Here is a 24,553-nt window from a genome sequence, read left to right on the forward strand (position 1 = left end):
CTAACGCAAAACCGTAACATATCCTGTAAACCGTTGCCCGTTAAGCTTGGTATCTACAATAAAGTAATAAACGCCGACTGGTACCGGTTGGCCGTTTGATTTACCGTCCCATGGCACACCGTAGCCTTTGGAATGGAATATCAGGGTACCGTAACGGTTAAATACGTCCACTGTCGAATTTTCGTAGGCCACAAGGCCGGTTATTTCCCAGGTATCATTGCTGCCATCGCCATTAGGCGAGAAAGCGTTGGATACCGAAAGTGTTGGCGAGACTACTATATGAGTTTTACCCGTAGTTACGCAACCCAAACTATCGGTGATGGTTAAGGTATAGGTGGTATCTACGCTTCCGGTTATGACTGGCTCTTTTATATGAATATCGCTGATATTGTAATTGGGCGACCATAAATATGCAACGGTATTATCATTTACCGACGGATGCAGCGTGATTGTTTTATCTTTTAACACATATCTTGTTTTTTCGGTAGTGAGCGCGGGGGGGCCAAAAAATGTTATTTTAACCGAATCAGAAGGCGTATAGCACTGGCCGGAATTATCTACATTAAAAGTTAACATAACGGAGCCATTCTTCCTGTCGTTAGCGCCCGGTGAATATGACGCATTGGGTTGATTGCCTGAATTAAAATGACCATCGCCCTGGGTTGTGCTCCAGAAACCGGTGCTGACGGGCACAAGAATTTTGCCTGCCAATTGTACAAGCTGATCTTGCGAACAAACATTCTGGTCTTTACCTGCATCCGCACCCGGCTCCTGCCCGTACCTGATATTAAGGGTGGATGTAGAAATGGTACAATCGTCTTTACTGGTAGATGACAGGGTTATAATAACGCTACCCGCCGTCTTCTCCTCGGGCGACGGGATATATTGTACATTACCGATAGTTGTTGACGATGGTAAAAATTTCCCTTTTGGATTACTTGACGACCAGATACCTGTTGTAGTACCACCCGTTACCGAACCTTTAAGAGCTATAGAAGTTACATTAACACATACCAACTGCGGGCCTGTAGCCGTAGCAACCGGCGGTTGATTTACCTGCACCGTGGTAATACCGGCATCGCTTGTACAACCTGCTACAGTAACAAATAAATTATATGTACCAGCACTTGCCGCAGTAGCCGGAATATCCGGGTTTTGTGATGTAGAGGAATAACCGTTAGGTCCAGTCCACATATATGTGGCGCCGGCCAATGATGGGGTACGTAAATTAATTGTATTACCCAGGCACACCGGAGAATTACTGTTGGCCTGCGGCACGTTGGGCTTAGGGTTAACGGTTACCGGATGCGTAAATGGGAGGCCGGTGCAACCATAGGCTATCGGTGTTAAAATATAATTAACGGTCACAGCCGATGTTGTAGTGTTTGTTAACGCCTCATCAATCAACGCAGTGTTACCGGTAGTCGCCGGATTGCTGATACCCGGTACTGCCGCCCTGCTCCAGGTAAACGTTGCGATGGGTACATTGGATGTAATGGTATAATTTTGTGGTGTTTTGTTACATGCCAGGGATGTAGTATCGCTGGTAATATTAAGCGCAGGATTTACGGTAACCACCCAACTGAAGGGCGCCCCATCACAATCATTAGTTTTGTAGTTAATGGTGTATACAACATCAACCGGCGTGGTATTGGTATTGTATAAAACCTCCCTGATAACATTTGAAGCCTGTCCGCTTACCGCATTATTGGTAATGCCGGGCACGGCCGCTCTGCTCCAGCTAAATGTTGTATTAGCCGTATTAAATTTTATAGTGTAATTGGCAGAGGTACCATTGCAAATTGTATCCTTTGCCGAACTGGTTATCACCGGTGTAGGGTAAACTGTAACAACATAATTAATAGGCGTACCTGAACACGTGCCACCTGCTGGGGTGATTACGTATGTTACATTTATTGGATTGGCCGTGGTATTTATTAACGTTTCAGAAATTAAAGCACTGGTTTGGTTTGACACCGCCGGGTTACTGATACCTGCCACAGCAGCACGGCCCCAATTAAATGTAGCATTTGGCAAATTGGCTGTTATAGTATAATCTAAAGGATTGCCGCTACATATAAAACCACTTGAGGTACTGGTGATATAAGGTATTGAATTAACTATAACAACTACCTTTTTCATTGCGCTTAGGCATTGTCCTACTGTACTTTGTACATTGTAAAATGTGCTGGTGTTTAATGGTGATGTTGTAAGGGTAGCTCCCGTAGCTACGGTTTGCCCGCTTTCGTTAAACCATTGGTAGTTGCCGACCGAGCCGCTTGCAACAAATTTTGCAGTGCCGCCTGCGCAAATAACAACCGTATCTGCCGAGGTTGTGGGCGTTGGCGGTTGTTCAAAAATACTTACCGTTACAGCTGTACGCGGACTTGTAAGCCCGTTTACAGTGGTCTGCACATAATAAGTAGTAGTAGCTGTAAGGGCGGGAGTAGTATAACTTGCGCCTTGTTTTATTGATGAGCCACCATTAGCTACGGTAAACCAATTATAGGTTCCCCCGGGTGCCGTAGCCGTTAGCGTAGCGCTGCTGCCAGTACAAATTTGAGCATCTTTGGCAGTAGGCGCAGGCGGAGGCGTGTTAAAAAAAATGGTTACCGTTGCCGACGCAGCGTTACACCCCCCGGCAGGCTTATTTGAAAGTAAGGTGAGCACAGCCTTGCTTTCGTTATTTGCAGGAGTATAAACGGCGTGGAGGTCATTAACATTTGAAAATTGGCCTGCCCCGCCAGACCACGTGCCACCGGATGCACCGGTTATGCTGCCATTTAAAGTTACGGACGTATTTAGCGGCACACTCTGATTGCTCCCCGCACTAATTACAACTGCGTCATCAATGGTAATTTTAAAAGTTGAGGAGTCGCCTGCAAAACCACCGCTGGGCGGTATGGTGTTCTGTACAGTATATGTTCCCTTGGTGGTATTTTTTAAATCTATTTCTCCGGTGAACTTATTCACAAAGGTTAATCCGACGGGCGATGCCGTGAAAACGCCAGCACTGGCGCCCGCGGCAAATTGGGGTTTAGGGTTGGCTCCGTTTTTACAAACCGGGGTATTATATGTAAAAGTAGTAAGGGGATTATCGGTAATAGTTATTTGAACCGAATAAGTGCCCGAACAAGTACCGCTACTGGTATAAACAATATTATAGGTTCCGGGAGTGCTTGCGCCCATATTAATTTGCCCTGTGGTTGTACTTATAAATACTATGCCCGAAGGCGCGCTGAAGGTACCACCGCCCGATGGATTGATAATGGTTGGCGTTGGATTTGCACCTGTTGTTGCAAATGTTGACGATGAATATGTAAACGTGGTGCCGCTGTTATCAACAGTAACTGTAATTGGGGTACGCGTGCTGGTACAAGCCCCAGATGTACTCTGAAGATAATAGGTTGTATTGGCAGATAAAGGGGGCGTTGTATAACTGTTTCCTGTATGCAGAGACACACCTCCCGAGGACGCAGCGTACCAATCGATACTTTCACCTGCTGGAACACTGGCTGTAAGATTAGCAGTAGTACCGGGGCAAATTGTAGGCGATGGCCCCGCTACCGGCGATTGCGGCAATGGCGTAACAACCACTTTTACCGGAGCTGCGGCACTGCTGCAACCATTAACGGTAACTTGCACGGTATATGTTGTTGTAGCGGTTAATGCCGGGGTAGTAAATGTTTGCCCAAGCTGTAAAAGCGTGTTGTTACTATCATACCATGCATAATTTCCGGCGGGCCCGCTTGCCGTTAAGGTAACCGGGGTTCCTGAGCAGGTACTGGTATCACGCACTACAGGCGGGGCCACCTGGCTTAATACAGCAACCTTTACTGCGGTACGCGCACTTGTACATTGCCCTACCGTGGTTTGCACATAATAAGTAGTAGTGGTGGTTAACGCCGGGGTTGTGAATTTTCCGTTCTCGGTAACCGGCAAAGGGTTATTATCTGTAGCAGTTGCAAACCACTGATAAGTGCCTCCCGGTGCCGTAGCAGTAAGCACGGCTGTGGAACCGTAACAGGTAATAGGTGGGTCTAATACCGATGGCGCCGGCACAAGTGGTGCGATTACAACGTTTATTGGGCTTAGTGTACTATTACAGCCCGAATTAACTGCCATGATATAATAAGTAATATCGTGCGTTAATGGCGGCGTATCATAGGTAAGCCCCTGCTTTAAAAAATGTTTACCATCTGCATCAGCATACCATTGGTAGGTGCCTGTTGTGCCCGCTGTTAGGTGCGCGCTGCTGTTATAACAACTATTTACGGTTTGCTGCGGAGGTGCTGCGGGTATAGGCGTTACAGTAACTGTAACCGGTACACGGGAGCTCTGGCAATCATTAAGCGTATTTTGTACGTAGTAGGTGGTATTGGCAGTAAGCGCCGGGGTTGTATAATCCGGACTTGATATTAATGGAGTGCCGCCGGTTGGTGTATCAAACCAATCAACAACGCCAGATGGTGCATCAGCATGTAAAGTGATTACAGAACCTGAACATACCGGATTGTTATTGGTCACCGTAGGCGATTGCGGCGCCGAGGTTACCGTTGCTGATACAGCAGTACGCTGGCTTGTGCAACCGTTAACAGTTGAAGATACATAATAAGTTACCGATTGATTTAATGATGCTATGGTAAGCGTTGAGCCGGTATTAACCGCATTTGCAGATGTGCTTGAGGTATACCAGCTATAATTATCACCGTTGCTTACCGATAGGGTAACCGGGCTGCCTGCACAGGCTTTAACATTGTGGGCTACCGGTTTACCTAAAACGTTAACAGAAATAGTAACCCGGGCACTTGTACAGCCGGCAGTGGTAGCTTCAACAAAGTATGCAGTATAACCGTTAACCGGGGGCGTATCATAACTAACGCCCGTATGAAACGGGGTGCCGCCTGCCGCCTGCGTATACCATTGAAAACTATCGCCCGCAGAAGTAATTTGAAGATGGGCGCTTGTACCCTGACAAACTGTGCCCCCGCCTGTTATTACGGGTGCAGTAGGCGTTGGCGTAATGCTTACCGTAATTGTTTTACTGGCTGTACAACCAGAAGTTTTGTCGGTAACGGTTACCGTATAATTGCCCGCTTTATTGACGTGAATTGGGTTAACAGTTTCGCCGGTACTCCAGGCATAATCATAACTACCGGTACCGCCAGTGGGCGTAGCTGTCAAATCAATGGTACTGCCTGCACATATTCCCGGCTCGGAAGAAGATATAGCTGCCGTTAGCGAACATGACTGGCCAAGGCCACGCAGAGAAATAAGTAAAAAAATAAAAAAAAGTAGACGGATCTTCATTAACCTCAATATCTATTCGTTTCAGCTTTATGATAATAAGGTTCCGTTTGAATAAATCCTCAAACCGGTAAATTATTTACAACCAATAACATAGCCAACAACACTGTCTTTATAGAAATCAAATCTCAACCTTTATACGTAAAATAAGTAAAATGGTTTGGTATATCGTAAAATTTTCTGCTTAATTTTTCATTTTTTATAGCCGAACAGCCTTTTAAATTTAAAATAACAAAAAAAAACGGCTATTAGGGGCCGATTTTAAATTCAAAAAAATTGTTAAATGTTATTTTTTTTGAGTTACCCTAACCCAATCAACCAGCATTTTTGCTCGATTTTTTTTAATAAGATTCACTGACGATGCCGGCAGGCCATTATAAGGCGCGTTTATTCCGTTTATTTTTATAGGATAAGCGCCTCCTAAAGCATAGTTCAGGATAAGGTACTTTTTGTTATCAAAAGCCCACTTGCCGTAATGGCTGGTCATTTTTTTATTTACCCTGAACATTAGTTTGCCATCATAAATAAAATTCAAGGCGTCAGGGGTCCATTCAACAGCATAGATATGCCACTGGGTAACATCGTTTCCGGCCGCAAAGTATTGGCGGTTTACAAACGGGGTTTCGCCAAAGTAGCCAGGTCCGTGCACCGCAGCACTTACCCAATCCTTCTCGCCCACGTATTCCATAATGTCAATTTCGCCGCACTCGGGCCAGGCGCCCTTGCCCAGCATCCACCAGGCGGGCCAAAGTCCGGCACCATCTGTCAGTTTAATCCTTGCTTCGGCTTTGCCATACGTAAATTCAAACTTGTTCTCGGTAGTTAAGCGCGCCGATGTAAAATCGAAACTTTGCCCGTCCTTTGTTTCAAAGCCCGGCATCGATTGCGGCCTTATTACCAAAGCGCCATTGTTAGCCCCTTCGGCAGCTGCGCCGTTTACCAGGAAGGCCGTAGCATTGGTATCTATGTAAGCTTGTAATTCGTTATTGTTATGCTGACCAGTTATTTCGGCACCCCATTTATTGCGATCCAGTTTTTTTTCAGAGAAATCGTCAAAAAAAATTACTTTTTCATCTGGATTTGAAATTGCCTTTTTCGTTTGGGCAAAGGCCTCTGTTGATACGGCGGACAAACCGCAAAGAAAAAACATAAAACTGTAACTATACTTTATACAATTCATATTTAATAATAAAAAGACATTATTGATTTTGCCGGCGATGCTTTTAGATCATGTTACGCCGGTAAATATATTCAATAACAATTTACTTAGTGGATAAAGTATGGCCTGCCGCCATCAGTATGTGGCTGAATAACGACTAAACCGCGCTGCCCTGGTTAAAGCAGTATCTGTTGAGGAAAGAGTTACCGATCTTTGCACCAGTGCGGCACCATCGCTGCTTTTAGCTGGATCAATATTCAAACAGGAGCAGCTTTATCGCCGCTCCTGTTTTTGTCACTATTTGAATTTAAACAGCATCTGATAGTGAGCTAAAAGTAAAGTCCCTAACCTTCAAAGTTGGGATGAGGTAGCTGCGATAACTTTCTACACTGATGCTTCGCTCCTGCTTACCAAGGGCTTCCAGGTTGTTTAGCATAATAACCGGGCTCTCGTTAAACCTGAAGTTTTTTACCGGGAACTTGATTTTGCCATTCTCGATATAAAAAGTACCATCCCGGGTAAGGCCGGTCAACAATAACGATTGCGGATCAACCATGCGGATATACCACAGGCGTGATACCAGGATGCCCCGTTCTGTGCTTTTAATGAGGTCTTCCAGGCTGGCATCGCCGCCATCCATAATAATATTACCGGGGCCTGGCAAAGGCTTAACACCTTTTTTATCAGCCCAGTAGCGGGTATAGCTTAAATTTTTAACCACGCCTTTTTCAATCCAGCTGGTTTTTTCGCGCGGCAAGCCTTCACCGCTCCATGTGGTTGATGGCAGGTCGGGGTTAAAAGGATCAGAGTAGATATTTACTTTAGGGTCCATTAGCTGCTCGCCCAGGCGGGTACCTCCACCCTTCTTGCTCAAAAAGCTGCGGCCTTCCTCAGCACTCCGGGCATCAAAACGGAACATGTTTTCCAATAGGTAGGTAGCCGCAACGGGTTCCAATATCACAGTATATTTACCTGGCTCTATGGCTTTTGCACCTGACGAGCTTAAACATTTACCTGCGGCGTATTTGGTTGCCGAAAAGGTATCCATCTTACTTGCATCGGTAAATCCCCTGGCAGCATAGCCAGATGCTGTGCCTTCCTGATTACGGGTGGTAACCGAGAAAGTAACATCGCTACCTTTGTTGTAAGCAAACAACCCTTTGGAATTCATAACAGCGTTAAAACTGGTAGAATTCTCAAGGAACCCGGCGGCTGTTAATTTTGCTTCTTTGGTAACCGATAGACTTTTGGCTACCATTTCGGCGCGGGTATCCGGCGTTATGGCTGCAGTGTTGGCATTAAAGGTGATAGCCTCTGCAAAAGTTTGCGGACCTAACATCGGCATATATTCGGGGTTGGCCGGCGCTAACTGGGCCAGTTCCTCCGACCGGCGCACTACCCTTTCCAGGGCGGCATCGTCAAATTCATCAATGGTGGCGGTACCGGCCTTTTTGCCAAATACCGATGTTACGGCCAATCCAATAGTACTGATATCGCCGGCAGTTGATACCGCGTTTAATGCTGTGCGGATGTTACCACCTTCGCTGCCGTTTAAACTTACCTCACACTCCTCGGCTTTTGAATAGGCAAGTACCTTTTTTAGTAAAGCCTGGGCTTCTTCTTTATTTAATATAGGCATAATTCAGTTATCCGATCTTTCTTTTAGTGTTGATTACATTAACTCCCTTAAATAATGCGGTTGATGAGCCGTGCGATACGGCACTTGACTGGCCTGGCTGACCCTTACCGTCATTAAAGGCTCCGCCTAAACGGTAGTCGCGCTCGTCGCAAACCTGGCTACAGGAATTCCAAAACTCCTGTGTGTTGGCCTGGTAGGCAACATCGTTAAGCATGCCGGCTATCTTGCCATTTTTGATCTCATAAAACAGCTGCCCGCCAAACTGGAAGTTATAGCGCTGCTGATCGATAGAGAAGGAGCCATCGCCAATGATGTAAACGCCTTTCTCGACGTTTTTAATCATCTCATCAACACTTAATGGGGTTTTGCCCGGTTGCAAAGATATATTTGGCATACGCTGAAATTGCACGTCCTGCCAGCTTTGGGAGTAACAGCAGCCTTGTGATTCGGTAAGCCCGATAATATGCGCCTGGTCGCGGATGGCCTGGTAGTTAACTAAGGTGCCCTCTTTTATGATATCCCATTTTTTACACTTAACACCTTCATCGTCGTATCCTACAGCACCTAACGAACCAACCTGGGTTTTATCGGCCACAATATTTACAGCCTTACTGCCAAAGTTAAACTTGCCAGATTTCCATTTATCCAAAGTCAGGAAGCTGGTACCAGCAAAGTTAGCTTCGTAGCCCAGCACACGGTCAAGCTCCGTAGGGTGACCAACAGATTCGTGAATGGTTAACCATAAGTGCGAAGGGTCAAGCACCAGGTCATATTTGCCCGGCTCAACCGATTTTGCTTTTATTTTATCGGCAGCCTGCTGGGTAGCAAACTTCATATCTTCAATCATGTCATAACGCTTTTTGTAGCGGGTAGTTATACCAGCCACTTTCTCGCTATCCAGCGGATCAAGGTACTCGTATCCCATGCCAACCGGCGAGCTTAATGACCTGCGGGTTTCAAATGAGCCGGCTGCAGGATCAATTTTGGTTACCGTAAAACTTGGGAATAAGCGATGTACATCCTGGTCGATATACGAACCATCGGTAGATGCAAAGTATTTTTGCTCGTTTACAGCAAACATTATCGAGTTTACAAAGTTGGCGCCGCCCGCCATAGCCACGCCGTTAGCGTTAAGCAACAGATCGACCTTTTCTTTGATCGGCACTTCAAACGCGTTTTTGGTAAGCGGTGTTTTCCAGCTTACTTCGCCGTAACCTTTTTGAGGGGCAAGCTCAACGGGGGCGCCTCCAATTTTGGCATTGGCTTTGGCAACAGCCACCGCTTTCAGGGCAGTTTTAGCCATGCCCTCTTTAGTTACATCGTTGGTTGCCGCAAATCCCCAGCAACCATTAGCGATAACACGGATACCGATACCATATGATTCGGTATTGGCCACATTAAGTACCTTGTTTTCGCGGGTAACCACAAACTGGTTAAGGTAGCGGCCAATCCTAACATCGGCATAGGTAGCACCGTTTGATTTTGCAGCGTTTAAAGCCACATCGGCCAGCTCTTTTTTGATCTTTACATCAACGCCTTCCAGCGCCTGTATAGGATCGATTGTTTTACCGAGGGCATTCATACCGGGCAGCATCAAAGCGCCGGCACCCATACCCGTTAAATAGATAAAGTCACGTCTTCTCAAAGTATATTTCCTCCTTTTATTACTTATATAACTACCGAAACCTGGCCTCTAACCACAAAAAAGCACAAGCCATCAATAGCAAAACATAAAAATAAATTTTACTTACAGCAATCGTGGCTTTTTCGTGTATCTGTTTCGTTACATTGCTATTAATCGTGTTGTTGGCGACGTAGGCTTTGGTGTCGGCCTGCTTTTTTAGCGCCTTTATATTTTTCCAGTCATCGTAACTATAAACATAAAACCAGTTTAAAGGCCCGTTACTTTGTTTTACAGCTTGCCAGCCAACCGTCTGTGGCCAATAATTAACCGTCCACTGAAAAGGGAGCTTACTATTTTGTATGGGGGCGATAACCGCGCTGTCAATTTGTATTGCCGATGGCGCTACCGCGCTCTCCAACTGCAACTCAACCGGATTTGATACTGTTGGGATGGCCGATTTTACCGTCCACAATTCTGGTGTGGCAACCTTTCGTGTTGCCTTAGCAATCAATAACGACCATAAAGCTGAATAGTCGGCTTTATCACCGCCCAATACCCAACTGAACGTATTATTCAAGGGTGTGAATACCAATTTACCGGCACCGGCCAATGCATTGGCTGCTAAAACATGTCCGTGCTCGTCACTAACCAATGGTTGTATATTAGCCTGGTTTGCCAGGTAAACCATTCCGGCATTCAATTTGGCTGTATTACCGGTTTTGCCTTGGATGCTGAGCGATACCGGTGCCGGATCTTTCACTGCCAGCCTATCAGCAGGAAAATCACGTTGCAGCCACGAATTTGATTTTAAGCTACTATCAGCCCGGATAACTACTCCCAGGCCTTTTTGGGTTACTTCCTGTTGTAACGCCGCAGCCTCGGCCCCATTTAGCGTTTTCAAAACGGAGAGGTCGGCAATTAAAACATCAAACTTGTTAAAAACCGAAGCCGATAAATGATCAATCGGAAATTGCGCCAGGTTAATGAACTCTTTATTGAATTTATCTTTACTGATTGCCGAGCGGACTGCCACTGCGTATCCGTTTTCGGAAAGCCAATTCTTTAAAAAACGGCTCTCAAAATCGGGCGATGCTGTTAGCATTAAAACATTCAAAGGCTTGGCCGGCTCAATTTGTACAGGAATATTTTGGTTTTCGAGCGTATCTGTCCCGGTTATGGCCAGTAACTTATAAACGTTTTTACCTTGATTTTTTGGCGTGTTCCTTAAATTAAACGGCACCGCCTCGCCCGATGCAATGATTACCGAATCCAACCCTGTACCTAATCCCTTCAGTAACAGCTTTATTTTTTGAGGCAAACTGTTTTTATAAGTTCCGGCAATGTTAATCTCATCTCCTGCTTTCAGGTGTTCATTCCAACTAACTGCGGTTATCCCTTGTTTAAAAGCCGCAGGATGGAATATTACCGGTACATGATCCAATCGCTGCAGTTCTTCCTTGTCCAAACCACCACCCAGTATCCGTATTTGTGTAATTGTTGAATCGGATTTCAGATCTGCTAAATCATAGATCAGCACTGCCTTTGGAATCTTTTTGCTGACTGCGCTATTCAGGGTGAATATCTTTTCCGTGTTGTACCTGCTCACACTATCAGCACTAAATCCTTCGGTTAATAATAGCGCTTCCCTTTTTTCCTGCCGGTCTACATCAACCTGGTAAGTTAAAGGTAAGGCGATACAGGCTAAGGCAACTATGGCCGTAATAGTTGCAAGCAGTCGTAAAACCAAACGCGATTTATTTGCCCGAACATATTCCCTCCAAACCGCGAAAGCAGCAATTAAAATGCAAATGATGATAACAATGGCGTTCCAGTTCATTTGTATTTAGCGGTTTAAGCGATTAAGGTTTTTATAATACTGCTGCGATAAACCTAAATCTGCGGGGTTTTTCGCTGCAACCGGCACTTTGTCAGCTGGAATCAGTGTTTTTTGAATAGCTCTTTCTACCAACGGGATATCGCCTGGCTTAATTTTATCTGGTTTCGATAATATCCGGCGCATGGCACTTAAAGCCGGCAAGTAAGCACCTGGTTGAGCCGAAGCCTTTGAACTGAGCTGCTGGTTGGCTAAAGCAAGCACGTGTTCATCTGCTATGCTCATTTTCGGCGTGATCCTAAGCTGCGCTAAAACCTGAACCGCCTTTTTTAAATTTTCAAATTGATCTGCACCGGGCTTAATATCCGATTTATCGATAGGTTGATTGATCTTCGACAGATCGCCGCTTAAACGTTTCTCTGACTTCAGTGCCGGTGGGTTATAAGAGGTTTTAGCTACATACATCCTTGATTTTTGCTGCAAATCTTTTAGCAATCGCAGTGCTTTATACTCAAATGGCAATGCGTCCTGTGGTTTGTAAAGCCTTAATTGCAATTCGGCCTTCCACATTTCTGTAAGCGTAGCTTTGAGTTGTTTTTTAAGTTCGGGGTCAAAAAACTGGGCATCTTCGGCATTATCATGTTTATCAGTGTATTTATCCAATATTACCGCCGCATTACCGTAATTTTTGATATCCCCAACCGGATCATCTTTCACATCCGCTGGATTAATGTCCGATTCTGACTCTTCGCCCAAAAACTTACCATAGCGCAGGCGGAGCAGCTTTTGATCAACACCCAGGTCATTGCTCCGGTCATTAAACTTCACGGCTGTGATGCTGTCTTTATCCTTCAGCAATTTTTCGGTATCAAGGATGATCTGCCGCTCACTACGGAAAAACTCCGGCTTTTGGTTTACACCGCTTAGCATACCATCCATGCTTAACAATTGAGCAGTATCCTGTATAGATACGGTATAAACATCCGTGCGGCTTTGCTGTTGACGGGTATCGGTTGCCTGTATGTAAAAGTAAAGTTCGTCGCCAGGCTCCATGTTTAAAGCCGGCAAACTAATTAACTTTTGCAGGCTATACTGCGGCTGGTGCGAACTGAACGAGGTAGAAAAATCGAGTTTATACTCTTTAAATTTTACGGCCTCGCCGCTGCCCTTAGCTACCGTCGCGAAAACAAGCGCGTTTGCTACACCATAATCATCATTAACGGTTGCGTCAATATTTACCCTTTGCGCCTCGCCGGCATCAATATAGGTATATTGTTTAGGCGATTTGATATGAATAACCGGCGGCTGGTCCGTTATTACCTGTACCTGGTATAAGTCCGAAAGTTTGCCGTCTACATTAACCTGGTAAAAACCAGGCTTGTTAATCAGTTTTTGAATTTGCCAGGCGGTTTTATCGGGGTTTATATTTTTAATGTTAATAGTTTCCTTATCATTAAACAGCAGTGCCACCTGTTTAACCGCGATATTGGTGGCGATTTTCCAGCTCACGGTCGAGCCATCCTCTACATTTAAAGTAAATTTATCCTGGCTACGTGGCTGTTTACCCGTGTAGGCCGGAGGATGTACAGCTATCTCAATCGAGGATATTTGAGGCAGTACCTTTTCGGGAATGGCATTATTTTCAGTTGATGAGGCCTTTCTTGTTATAGGTTGATTTGCCGTCGTCTGTTTGTTTAGTACCCAGGTCAATCCGACTGCAAACAACAGCAACAGTAGCGCAAGTTTTGCCCGCTTTAAAAACGAATTATGCCACTGCGGAACAGTCTGCAACTGAGTTTCTACCTTTTGTAACTGCAATGTTTCCAGCAGGTTTAATTCTGATGCTGGTTTTAATATTAGCCCGCTGCTTTCTTCCAGTTCGGAATATTGTTGATCAAGGAAATTGGCTATTAAAAGGTCGCTGGTTTTCCAGATCCGATGAATGAACAGAAAAATTACCAGGCATAATACAAATAACGGTAACGCCCAAAGCACCGGCACTTTAAATAAATACCTCAGCAAAGCAATTGAAAGCAGCGATATAGCAGCGGCAAAAAGCAAATCGGCAAGCAGCTGATAACTGATATACCACCTGCGTATCGCGTTTATTTTATTTATACCTGTCTGTTCAATCATTTTAATACAGGCTTATTTTTATGGGCAATCCATCTTTCAACAATAAACACGGCAACCAGTATCAGCCAGAAATAGCGCGATAGATCTGTTTGCGTAATTATTTTACTATTATCTATGTTTTTTGCCGACCAAATTATATTTGGCATCATTTGCCGGTGGTCAATTTTAGTTAAATAAAAATCGTTTATCACTTTATAATCAGTATCATACAAAACCAACTTCAATAATAGCTTTGCGAAATTATTACTCCAAACCAAGTCATTCCAGGCGGGATTGAAACGGGAATAAAAGTGATACTGAGTAGTTTGTGGGCTTTGCTCCTGCGTTAAAACAGGGTTGCCATAGCCATCAACCCAAATAGATTTACCGCCCGAAATTTCATTTTTAACCAGTTTATAAATCGCTGTGGGCTCTTCCTTTTCGACTAAAGCAAAAGCGCTGCTGGTTTTTATTGACGATGATTCCGCCCAGATCTTCCCCTGTTGATAGTTTAACACATGGGCAGCTTTACTGAGGACATTGGCGTCAACAGGTTTATCAGACAGCCAAAATAACCAGTCCTGTTTTGCCGGTATTTGCGCCGCATCAGCATATTTTTTGACTACAACCTTACGTTGGGTAAAGTCGATAATCGACTGTAAAGCAGCGCCTAAATATCTTTCATCAACACTGTATTTGTCGCTATAGATAACTACCCGTAAAGCGCCTGTATCAATCGGCGTGTGTTTTTCCGGGGCCGTTTTCAAGCTGATAACCGGGTTGCCATGGTCAACATTTAATATGAATGGTGATTTTGGATCGCCTTCTGATTGGATAACATAATTCGTAAAATAGGTACCCGATGACCTGCTATTTCCTTCGATAACTTTTATTGAATTATTACTGGTGAACCAGGCATTTTCAACCCATGTGCTCACCGAATCGGCTGGGGTATAGGTTTGCCAATGCAGGTTGAGCGACACTGATGGTTTGCTGCCGTTAAAGTACTTTGCCTGGTTTGGGGTAAGTACAAAAACCGGCAGGGTTGGCGGTAGCTTTTCGTTTAATTTTGCCACCATATTCCAGTAATTTTTTACTTCAGGCTTATCTTTTAATAAACTATCATTCAGTGTTTTATTTAGTTCAAACTTCTTAAAATTTTCATCAAAAAAATGAAATTCGTAGCCAATTTTAGCCAAAGAATCTACAGTAAATTTCAAATTTTTATAGGTCTCTTTCAGGTTGGCTTTGGGGATGAGCACCCAGCCCTTTGTTTTGGCTGTTGTCTGTCTGCGCTGCCAAAAAGGCGCGGCTAATAATAAGGCCAGGATCAATAAAAATAGGCATCGTAAAATTAATAGCAACACATCGTTCAGCTTAAAACTCCGGCTGCTTTTTTGCGCCGCTGCGGTTATCAGGGCAATGCTGCCAACCTTTAGGGTTTTGCCCGGCCTGATGTTCCATAGGTGTATTATTACCGGGATACTTATCGCGGCAATGGCAAACAACCAGATGGGAGTTAAAAACTGCATTATTGGGGTTATAAGTTTTGAGTGGGTGAGTATTGAGTTAAAATTTACTTTTGTTTCGTTGTGTTAAAAAATCCCGCAGGGCTTCATCCAGTGGCTGGGCGGTGCTGAGCATCCTGTAATATATATGCTTACCGAGTAATTGCATTCTGATAGCCTCTAAATGACTTTTCAGCTTTTGCTGGTAGTCGGCTGCCTGTTGGGTATTTATTTCGATGGTCTCGCCGGTTTCCAGGTCTTCTAATGAAGCATATCCGTCAAAGTCAAAATCAAGCTCGTTTTTGCCCATCAGGTGAAATACTACCACTTCATGCTTTAAAGCTGTTAGTGAATCCAGTAGTTTGTTGATCTCGCCATTGGCCTGGTACATATCGGTGACAAATACCAACAACTCCTTACGTCCGTCGCCGGCAAACAGCTCTTTGTAATGAACAGGCTGCGTAAACCTGCCATTGGGCTTAACCTGTTGCAGGTGATAAAACAACCGCTGCAAATGTTGCGGATCGGGTTTGGATGCTAACGAAAACAAACCTCCATCCTGAAAAACATACAACCCTACCGAATCGCCCTGCAAATTGGATAGCCAGGCCAGCGATGCCACCAGGAAACGGGCATAGTCTATCTTTTTAATTCCGTTATCGTCATGATCCATAGAAGCGCTGCCATCAACCAAAAACTTTACCGAAATACTGGTTTCTACTTCCGATTCGCGGATATAATACCGGTCGCTCCGGGCAAACATGCGCCAATCCAGCCAGCGCAAATCATCGCCGGGCTGATAGCTGCGGTACTGGCTAAACTCAAGCCCGGGTCCCTTCACCTTGCTTTTGTTAAACCCATTCATAAAGCCATCAATAACCGTTTTCGCCAGCAATGGCAAATCCTTAATGGTCATTAATACTTTTGGATCAAGCTGCATTTTTGATTTCGGATTTTCTAAAAAGCGTCATTGCGAGGAACGAAGCAATCCTCGATTTAGCAAGTAGATTTGCATGTATGGGATTGCTTCGTTCCTCGCAATGACGGGTATTAAATCGTTTTAGGTCTTGTTATTGTTTTTATCAACTCCACCGTCACTTTATCAGATGTTATGCCTTCAGCCTCGGCTTTAAAATTCATCAATATCCTATGCCTTAACACAGCCGGGGCCATAGCGTGAATATCTTCCATCAAAACAGCATACCTGCCTTTTAATAAGGCTCGAGCTTTGGCCGTCAATATTAAGGCCTGCCCTGCCCGCGGGCCTGCACCCCAGCGCACCCATTCTTTTACATAGCTTACAGTGGTGGTATCGGGGCGGGTTGAGCGGATTACCTGGCTCACGTATTTCACCAGGTCCTCGCTTATAGTAACCTGCCTTACCAGTGCCTGGGCCTGGATAATCTCTTCGGCGGTTATTACTGCTTTAACATCGGCTTTTTTGGTACCGGTAGTACGGTTCAGTACTTCAAACTCTTCCTGCTCGGTTGGGTATCCAATTTTTATCAGCAATAAAAAACGGTCTAACTGGGCTTCGGGCAATGGGTAAGTGCCGGCTTGTTCAATAGGGTTTTGGGTAGCCAGGATAAAAAACGGCTTATCTAACGGGTATGTTTGTCCGCCGTATGTTACCTCAAACTCCTGCATCGCTTCCAACAACGCCGATTGCGTTTTGGGTGGCGTTCGGTTAATTTCATCGGCCAGGATAATGTTGGCAAACAGCGGACCTTTATTAAATTTAAAAAAACGTTTGCCTGTAGCATGGTCTTCCTCCAGTATCTCGGTGCCTATAATATCCGTAGGCATCAAATCGGGAGTAAACTGGATGCGCCTGAAGGCCAGGTGCAGCGCCTGCGACATGGTTTTTACGATGAGTGTTTTGGCCAGGCCGGGCACACCTTCCAACAGGCAATGGCCTCCGGCTAAAAATGCTACCAGCAATTCGTCCAATATGGCATCCTGCCCTACTATTACCTTTTGAATTTCGCCTTTTAAAGCGGGCAATTTGGCAAGCAGCGCTTTTATATTATTTTCGGTCAGTTCCAACTTAATACGTTTTTAATGTACTCTCCCAATATATCACCCTTTTGATTAATAACCAGTATTTTTTATTAAAAATTAAATAAAGTATCCAAAACTTTACAAGCAATGCAAACAAATGTAGCATCAGCATAAAATATTGTACTACTTTTAAGGTTTTAAAACACGATGGCATTCAGCGGAAAATTTACGTTTACCAGGTTAAGTTATCACTCCGGCGATTGGGATACAGATCAGCGCATGCCATCAAACCTGCTTAATTCCCTGCTGGAGTATACCACCATCCCCATCGATCAGCAGGAAAAAGTGATCCCCCTGAGCAGCGACGATATTTTCTTATATCCATTTTGCTACCTGAGCGGCCACAAGCTTGTGCAGTTTGACACCAAAGAACGGGCGAATTTTAAAAAGTATGCCGAGAATGGCGGTTTTATTTTTGTGGACGATTGCAACCACGATATCGATGGGTTATTTGCAAAATCGTTCGAAGCGCAAATGGCTGCTTTGTTTGGCGCAACGGCGTTAAAAAAAATCCCTAACAACCATAAAATATACCACTCCTTTTTCTCCTTCGATAAGGGCCCCCCTACCACCAGCTTTGAATTAAATGGCTGGGGCGACGACCTTGTGCATGACTATTTGAAGGCCATTGAAATTAACGGGCGTATAGCCGTATTGTATAGCAGTAAAGATTATGGCTGCGAATGGGACTATGATTACAGGAACAAACGCTTCCTGGCCGAGGATAATACCATGTTTGGGGTAAATATTATTATGTACGCGCTAAATTATTGATCGGGAATATCTGCCTGCAATTTCAGTTAATTTACTTAAACCTAAGCTGTAAATTAATGATAAACGAATACTATGTACTGAAGCAGGGGCAACAAGATGGCCCTTATATACATACTGAGTTAATGGATGTGGGATTAAGGCCCGGCTAATTAGCATTATCGTCTATTGCCGATGACTGACAACAAGCTGCAGATTTACCCGACCCCCAGGAGTACACCATCAGCTTGCAAAAAGCCTATACCGTCAGAAAATCTTAAGATAATCCGTAACAAATCACACGATCTTGCTTCAAACACTTAAATATTCAAACTTCGCTCGTTATATTTAGGACTTAAAACTGACTGACCTTGAAAAGAAAAGATTTCCTTTACCTAACCGGAATGGGCATTAGTGCATCCATGCTTAGCAGGATCCCCGTTTTCGGTTCGCCCGTTTTGCCCGGCCATGCTATGAGCCCGGTAGATGTGGCCCTTAAAAAACGAATGGCCGATGTGGTTTTAAATGCTGCCCGGTCAAAAGGTGCCACTTATACCGATGTGCGTATAGGCCGCTACCTTAACCAGTTTGTGGTAACCCGCGAAAACAAGGTTGAAAATATAGTTGATACCCAATCGTACGGTATGGGTATCCGCGTTATTGCCAACGGTTGCTGGGGTTTTGCCGCTACAGATAAGCTGGATAACGACAGCATAGCCAAAGCAGCCGAGCTTGCTGTAGCTATAGCCAAAGAAAACGCCCGCATCCAAACCGACCCGGTGCAGCTGGTGCCTCAAAAGGGCCACGGCGAAGTAAGCTGGAAAACGCCGATTGAGCGCAACGCGTTTGAAGTGCCGATGAAAGAAAAAACAGATTTACTGCTATCCGTAAATGACGCAGCCATGAAAGGCGGCGCCAATTATGTAAACTCCATCCTGTTTTTAGTAAATGAGCAAAAATACTTTGCATCCACCGATGGTTCGTATATCGACCAGGATATCCACCGCATCTGGCCTTTATTTGCGGTTACTAAAATAGACTCCAAAACCGGCAAATTTGAAACGCGCCAGTCGTTAAGCGCACCACGCGGCATGGGTTATGAATATATGACCCCACGCGAAAGCGACAAGATAAAAGGCGTGACAACTCTTTATAAAGATAGGTATGATATGCTGGAAGATGCCCGCGCGGCAGCTACCCAGGCCGATCAAAAGCTGAAAGCAAAATCTGTTGAAGCAGGTAAATACGATCTGGTTTTAGATCCAAGTCACCTTTGGTTAACCATCCACGAATCTGTTGGCCACCCTACCGAGCTTGATCGTGTGTTAGGTTACGAAGCCAACTTTGCAGGTACCAGTTTCCTTACGCTGGATAAATGGGAATCAAAAAAATTCAACTTCGGCAGCAAAAATGTAAACATAGTGGCCGATAAAACCCAGGTTGGTTCGCTTGGCGCCGTTGGTTATGATGATGAAGGTGTTGAGGCCAAAAAATGGGATATTATTAAAGACGGTATTTTGGTTAACTACCAGGCCATCCGCGATCAGGCGCATATCATTGGTTTAAAAGAATCACAGGGCTGTTGTTATTCGCAAAGCTGGCAGGATGTGCAATTCCAGCGTATGGCCAACATATCCTTACAACCCGGTAAGGTGCCTATGGGCGTAAATGATATGATCAAAAACGTAGAAAAAGGCATTTACATCATTGGCGATAGTTCGTTCTCGATAGATCAGCAACGGTATAACTTCCAGTTTAGCGGCCAGCTTTATTACGAGATCAAAAATGGCAAAATTGTAGGTATGCTGAATGATGTGGCTTACCAGTCAAACACCCAGGAGTTTTGGAACTCCTGCGCCGCAGTTTGCGATGCCAATGATTATCGCTTAGGCGGATCATTTTTTGATGGTAAAGGCCAGCCTATGCAGGCCAGCGCCGTATCTCACGGGTCATCAACAGCATTATTTAAAGGAGTTAACGTAATTAATACAGCAAGAAAAATTTAATATATGGCAATTTTAACAGAAGATGAATGCCGCGCGATATTAAAAAAGGCGCTGGGCTATTCAAAAGCCGATGAATGCGAGATCAACTTTGGCGGATCAGACTCGGGCAACATCAGGTACGCCCGTAATACAGTATCTACCAGTGGTTCGTTAAGCCAAACCAGTATGGTTATTTCATCAGCATTTGGTAAAAAACTGGGTGTGGTAACCACCAACGAATATGATGATGCCTCGGTTGAAAAAGCCGTTCGCTTATCGGAAGAGCTGGCACAACTGGCACCCGAAAACCCGGAGTTTGTATCCTTTTTAGGCCCGCAAACTTACGCCCCACGTTCAAAAACGTTTGTCCCCGAAACAGCGGCTATCACCCCTGCATTACGGACAGATATGGTGGGCAAAAGCCTGGATACAGCAAAAGAAAATAAATTAATAGCAGCAGGCTTTTTGCAAAACAGCGCGGGTTTTAGCTCGATGATGAATTCGCATGGCTTGTTTGCCTACAATACCTCTACAGATGTAAATTTCTCGGTAACCTTACGTTCAGAAGATGGTACGGGCTCGGGATACTCTACCAAGGGCTATAACGATGTAAGCAAACTGGATACACTGGCGTTTACCAAGATAGCTGCCCAAAAGGCAACCGGCTCCAAAGGTGCCAAAGCTATTGAACCGGGAAAATACACGGTAATTTTAGAGCCCGCCGCCGGTATTGTATTACTTGAGCAATTGTACGGCGGCCTTGATGCACGCAGTGCCGATGAAGGCCGCAGCTTTTTGAGCAAACCAGGTGGCAAAACCAAACTTGGCGAAAAGATGGTTGATGAAAGGGTAAACATTTACTCCGATCCATCGCACCCCGATTTGCCAACCGGCAGTTGGGCCGGCGATGGCCAACCGCAGGTGAAAAGAAGCTGGATTGAAAAAGGAGTAGTTAAAAACTTCACATACTCGCGTTACTGGGCTCAAAAACAAGGCGTGAAACCGATTCCAAATCCCGATGGCATAATTATGGAGGGAGGCAACGCCACTTTAGAAGAATTGATAAAAGGAACTGAAAAAGGAATTTTGGTTACCCGCCTGTGGTATATTCGCCCGGTTGATCCGCAAACGCTATTGTTTACCGGCCTTACCCGTGACGGTACATTTTATATCGAGAATGGACAAATCAAATTTCCGATCAAGAACTTAAGGTTTAACGAAAGCCCGGTTATTATGCTTAATAACCTGGATGCTTTGGGTAAATCCGAACGTACGGTAAGTGGCGAATCGGGCCAAAACGCGCTGATCCCTCCTATGAGGATCCGTGATTTTACTTTTACTTCGCTATCAGACGCGGTGTAAATAAAGCATTGATTATAAAAACTGGAATATCATTGTTTAGCAACCCGTGGCATACGGTTGTGTCATATTTTTATAACTACCAAAACCGCACGTAAATGGCCGATAGAAACAGCAATATTACCGCAATAAGCACTATCGATGACGACTTCAATTTAAACATACCTTTATCAACCTCGATAGATTTTGCATTAACCGCAGGCCCAAATAAGCTTACTAAAACCATCACCCCAAAAGTTGTGAGGAACGACCAGCCAAGGCATATGAAAAAAGGAATTTCGTAAACACCGGCTGGGTTTATAAACGCCGAGTACAACCATGTTTCGGGTCCGAATACCTTAACCGCAAACTGGTTGAAAAATACCGAAGCTGCAAAACCAGTCAGGATGCCTATAATGGCGGCCTCGCCGGTGGTGCGTTTCCAGAACATACCCAACAGGAATGTAGCTAACACGCCCGGGCTCACAAAGCTGCTGTATTTTTGAACAAAGGTATAACCGCCCTCGCCACTGATGCCCAGCATATCGTTCCAGGTAAAGGCCACGGCAATTACAAGGCTGCACACAATCGCTATCCTGCCTACCCAAACCATATTACGCTCGGTAGCTTTGGTACTCATATAGTTTTTATAAACGTCCAGCGTAAAAATGGTAGATATACTATTTACTTTGCCCGCTATTGATGCCACAATTGCCGCAGTTAAAACGGCAAGTGATAAACCTTTTAAGCCCGAAGGCAAAAAGGATAATATGGCCGAGTAAGCGCCGTCTTTTTTGCCACCAACAAGCATTGGCAAATCGCCGTGTTTGTACAATACAAAGGCTACAATACCCGGCAACATTACAATAACCGGCATCAGGATTTTAAGCAAGCTGGCAAACAGGATACCCGTACGGGCAGTATGCAAATTGGCACCCAGTGCACGCTGAGTTATATACTGGTTACAGCCCCAATAGTTGAGGTTGCTTATCCACTGGCCACCAGCGTACATGGCAAAGCCTGGCAGAATCAAGTATTTACTTATTGTTTCAACAGACGCGCCATGAGCAGGCTTTTTAAAGATGAGGTGGAAATGATCGGGCGAATCTTTCAGGATGAGTTTTAAACCGGTAAGCGCGTTTTGACCGAAACCAAATTTGTCGCTTACAATAGTCAGCGATAAATACGTAATGGCAAGCCCGCCAATAATGAGCACTGCAACCTGTACCACATCGGTATAACCAACTACCTGCATACCACCAAGGGCGATGATTACACCGAATACTGCCAAGCCGATCATGATCGGATGCAGATAATCGCCGCCAAGCAAACCGTTAATGGCCAACGCGCCAAGATATAAAATGGCGGTAAGGTTAATAAATATGTACAGCGCCAGCCAAAATATCGACATTACCAGCGCCACGCCGCTGTTATACCTGTCTTTCAGGAACTGCGGCATGGTGTAAATTTTGTTTTTGATATACACCGGCATAAAAAACACCGCTACAATAATCAGCGTGGCCGCGCCCAGCCATTCGTAAACGGCTACGGCAATGCCTGCAAAAAAACCATCGCCGCTCATGCCTATAAATTGCTCGGCCGAGATATTGGACGCGATGATAGACGCGCCTATAGCCCACCAGGTAAGTGACCCTTCGGCCAGGAAAAAGCTATGCGAACTGGAATTAGTTTCTGCTTTTTTACGGCGATAAACCAGGTAACCGTATACGGATACCAAAACGAAATAAGTAAAAAATACGATAAGATCGCCTATGGAAATGTACTTCAGCATGTTTGTTTTTGCAATGGGAATTAGGTTATACCCGGTTCAATTCTCAAATCTATAAAATAAAATGGACTGGCAATGGTGTACGTTTATCAAATGTCAATGATACAGCTTTAGTAATTTCTTTACCGCTATAGTATCCCTTGATACGCCCCGGCCGGATGTTTCTTTTAACTTGCTCATAAGTTTATAATTTTATTAAAGGAAATGCAATTGGTAAACAGTTCCTTATGGCTATAAAATCCAAACATGCTTAATTACTACTATACATTTAGCAAAATCATATTATTTATTTGCTTAAACGTTTAACTAAATTAGCGCCCTTATTATATCAGATAATTTACATTACACCATTATGGCTGATACACCCAAAAGCGACAAAGTAGACATGAAGACACTGGCCAAAGTGCTCAATGTATCTATCGCCACTGTATCAAAAGCCCTTAGGGATAGCCATGACATCGGTCCCGAAACCAAGCTGAAAGTAATTGAAGCCGCCCGTAAGCTCAATTACGTGCCCAACCCCTATGCCAGCAGTCTCCGTAAAAAAGCCAGCAACACTATTGCCATTATTATCCCCGAGATTGCCGACAGCTTTTTTAGCCAGGCCATCAACGGTATTGAAAGCATAGTAGCCATAAAAAAATACCATACACTGATTTACCTTACTCATGACAGTTACGAGCGCGAAGCCTACATGTTTGGCGAACTGGCCAGCGGCCGGGTTGACGGGGTAATCATGTCGGTAGCCAGCAATACCGAAGATACCAGCCATATTAAAACCCTGCAACAGGCAGGCGTGCCCATCGTGTTTTTCGACCGGGTTTTTGATGACCTGAATTCGGTAAAAATCACTACCGACGACCTGAACAGCGCATACATAGCTACCAATCATTTGTTGGATGCCGGTTGTAAAAACATCTCCCTCGTTACCATCAAAGGTTACCCCTCCATCCTATCGGCCAGGGAACAAGGCTATAAAAAGGCTTTGGCCGAACGGGGCATCCAGCCAAAGGAATCGGGCATGGTTACCTGTTCAAATAAATATAACAACGAAAATGTTGAAGTAATAAAAGAACATCTTACACTTCAAAAGCCGGATGGTATTATTGCTACGGTTGAACACCTGGCCACATCAACCTACCTGGCCTGTAATGAATTAAAGCTAAACATTCCGCGGGGCGTTAAAGTGGTTTGCTTTACCAACCAGATAACGGCCCCCATCCTGAACCCGCCGCTCACAACCATTTTGCAGCCCGCATTTGATATGGGCAAAAAAGCCGCGCAATTATTATTTGACCATCTGGCCGGTAAAGCGGCTGAAAACAATAAAGAGATAGTTTTACCATCAACGCTTGTGATAAGGGAATCTTCAATTAGTGAATTATTGAATTAGCGAATTATTGATTTTTTCAGATTGGGAGAACCGAATAAAATCAAGAATACC

The 24,553-nt window shown here is 44.6% G+C and carries 14 protein-coding genes; 4 read left to right on the top strand and 10 right to left on the bottom strand.

The window, feature by feature from the left end; all coding sequences use genetic code 11:
• The 9 genes from AC1RM2_RS28480 to AC1RM2_RS28520 form a co-directional block, all read right to left on the bottom strand.
• Window positions 1-5,310: an Ig-like domain-containing protein gene (locus AC1RM2_RS28480; RefSeq protein WP_492988547.1), complete on the bottom strand. Its 5,310-nt coding sequence runs from the start codon at window positions 5,308-5,310 to the stop codon at window positions 1-3.
• A gap of 283 nt (window positions 5,311-5,593) precedes the next feature.
• The gene (locus tag AC1RM2_RS28485) at window positions 5,594-6,487 is read right to left on the bottom strand and encodes a glycoside hydrolase family 16 protein (RefSeq protein ID WP_492988548.1); all 894 of its coding nucleotides are present in this window, start codon (window positions 6,485-6,487) and stop codon (window positions 5,594-5,596) included.
• Window positions 6,488-6,773: 286 nt separating this feature from the next.
• Entirely contained in the window at window positions 6,774-8,105 is a 1,332-nt protein-coding gene (locus AC1RM2_RS28490; protein WP_492988549.1) for a TldD/PmbA family protein, read from the bottom strand.
• Between the two features lie 7 nt (window positions 8,106-8,112).
• Window positions 8,113-9,750, bottom strand: coding sequence for a TldD/PmbA family protein (locus AC1RM2_RS28495; protein WP_439697776.1), 1,638 nt, complete (start codon window positions 9,748-9,750; stop codon window positions 8,113-8,115).
• A 31-nt stretch (window positions 9,751-9,781) separates the two neighbouring features.
• The gene (locus AC1RM2_RS28500) at window positions 9,782-11,566 is read right to left on the bottom strand and encodes a hypothetical protein (RefSeq protein ID WP_492988550.1); all 1,785 of its coding nucleotides are present in this window, start codon (window positions 11,564-11,566) and stop codon (window positions 9,782-9,784) included.
• Between the two features lie 6 nt (window positions 11,567-11,572).
• Window positions 11,573-13,699 carry a hypothetical protein gene (locus AC1RM2_RS28505; RefSeq protein ID WP_492988551.1) on the bottom strand — a complete coding sequence of 709 codons (2,127 nt, stop codon included), beginning with the start codon at window positions 13,697-13,699 and terminating at the stop codon, window positions 11,573-11,575.
• Window positions 13,696-15,210, bottom strand: a complete 1,515-nt coding sequence (locus AC1RM2_RS28510) for a BatA domain-containing protein (RefSeq protein ID WP_492988552.1) — start codon at window positions 15,208-15,210, stop codon at window positions 13,696-13,698. The genes AC1RM2_RS28505 and AC1RM2_RS28510 overlap by 4 nt, the downstream gene beginning before the upstream one ends.
• Before the next feature lie 37 nt (window positions 15,211-15,247).
• Window positions 15,248-16,126, bottom strand: coding sequence for a DUF58 domain-containing protein (locus AC1RM2_RS28515; RefSeq protein WP_492988554.1), 879 nt, complete (start codon window positions 16,124-16,126; stop codon window positions 15,248-15,250).
• 110 nt (window positions 16,127-16,236) lie between these two features.
• The gene (locus AC1RM2_RS28520) at window positions 16,237-17,232 is read right to left on the bottom strand and encodes an AAA family ATPase (RefSeq protein WP_492988555.1); all 996 of its coding nucleotides are present in this window, start codon (window positions 17,230-17,232) and stop codon (window positions 16,237-16,239) included.
• A 162-nt stretch (window positions 17,233-17,394) separates the two neighbouring features.
• Between AC1RM2_RS28520 and AC1RM2_RS28525 the strand changes: the two genes are divergently transcribed.
• The 3 genes from AC1RM2_RS28525 (at window position 17,395) to AC1RM2_RS28535 (ending at window position 21,344) form a co-directional block, all read left to right on the top strand.
• Entirely contained in the window at window positions 17,395-18,021 is a 627-nt protein-coding gene (locus AC1RM2_RS28525) for a DUF4159 domain-containing protein (RefSeq protein ID WP_492988556.1), read from the top strand.
• A gap of 347 nt (window positions 18,022-18,368) precedes the next feature.
• A complete protein-coding gene (locus tag AC1RM2_RS28530) occupies window positions 18,369-20,003 on the top strand; it encodes a TldD/PmbA family protein (RefSeq protein WP_492988557.1) in 1,635 nt (544 codons plus the stop codon).
• A gap of 3 nt (window positions 20,004-20,006) precedes the next feature.
• Entirely contained in the window at window positions 20,007-21,344 is a 1,338-nt protein-coding gene (locus tag AC1RM2_RS28535) for a TldD/PmbA family protein (RefSeq protein WP_439697781.1), read from the top strand.
• A gap of 76 nt (window positions 21,345-21,420) precedes the next feature.
• On the opposite strand, the gene AC1RM2_RS28540 is transcribed toward AC1RM2_RS28535, so the two are convergent.
• Complete coding sequence (locus AC1RM2_RS28540) at window positions 21,421-23,112, bottom strand: sodium:solute symporter family transporter (protein ID WP_492988558.1); 1,692 nt, start codon at window positions 23,110-23,112, stop codon at window positions 21,421-21,423.
• Between the two features lie 349 nt (window positions 23,113-23,461).
• Between AC1RM2_RS28540 and AC1RM2_RS28545 the strand changes: the two genes are divergently transcribed.
• On the top strand, window positions 23,462-24,502 hold the full coding sequence (locus AC1RM2_RS28545; protein WP_492988559.1) for a LacI family DNA-binding transcriptional regulator: 1,041 nt from the start codon (window positions 23,462-23,464) through the stop codon (window positions 24,500-24,502).
• Window positions 24,503-24,553: the final 51 nt, after the last annotated feature.

The organism is Mucilaginibacter sp. GW822-FHT03E02 (assembly GCF_058801545.1).

What these genes read in the sequence shown, in the direction of transcription:
- AC1RM2_RS28480 (WP_492988547.1), bottom strand. Translation starts at nt 5,310, where the DNA reads ATGAAGATCCGTCTACTTTTTTTTATTTTTTTACTTATTTCTCTGCGT.
- AC1RM2_RS28485 (WP_492988548.1), bottom strand. Translation starts at nt 6,487, where the DNA reads ATGAATTGTATAAAGTATAGTTACAGTTTTATGTTTTTTCTTTGCGGT.
- AC1RM2_RS28490 (WP_492988549.1), bottom strand. Translation starts at nt 8,105, where the DNA reads ATGCCTATATTAAATAAAGAAGAAGCCCAGGCTTTACTAAAAAAGGTA.
- AC1RM2_RS28500 (WP_492988550.1), bottom strand. Translation starts at nt 11,566, where the DNA reads ATGAACTGGAACGCCATTGTTATCATCATTTGCATTTTAATTGCTGCT.
- AC1RM2_RS28505 (WP_492988551.1), bottom strand. Translation starts at nt 13,699, where the DNA reads ATGATTGAACAGACAGGTATAAATAAAATAAACGCGATACGCAGGTGG.
- AC1RM2_RS28510 (WP_492988552.1), bottom strand. Translation starts at nt 15,210, where the DNA reads ATGCAGTTTTTAACTCCCATCTGGTTGTTTGCCATTGCCGCGATAAGT.
- AC1RM2_RS28515 (WP_492988554.1), bottom strand. Translation starts at nt 16,126, where the DNA reads ATGCAGCTTGATCCAAAAGTATTAATGACCATTAAGGATTTGCCATTG.
- AC1RM2_RS28525 (WP_492988556.1), top strand. Translation starts at nt 17,395, where the DNA reads ATGGCATTCAGCGGAAAATTTACGTTTACCAGGTTAAGTTATCACTCC.
- AC1RM2_RS28535 (WP_439697781.1), top strand. Translation starts at nt 20,007, where the DNA reads ATGGCAATTTTAACAGAAGATGAATGCCGCGCGATATTAAAAAAGGCG.
- AC1RM2_RS28540 (WP_492988558.1), bottom strand. Translation starts at nt 23,112, where the DNA reads ATGCTGAAGTACATTTCCATAGGCGATCTTATCGTATTTTTTACTTAT.
- AC1RM2_RS28545 (WP_492988559.1), top strand. Translation starts at nt 23,462, where the DNA reads ATGGCTGATACACCCAAAAGCGACAAAGTAGACATGAAGACACTGGCC.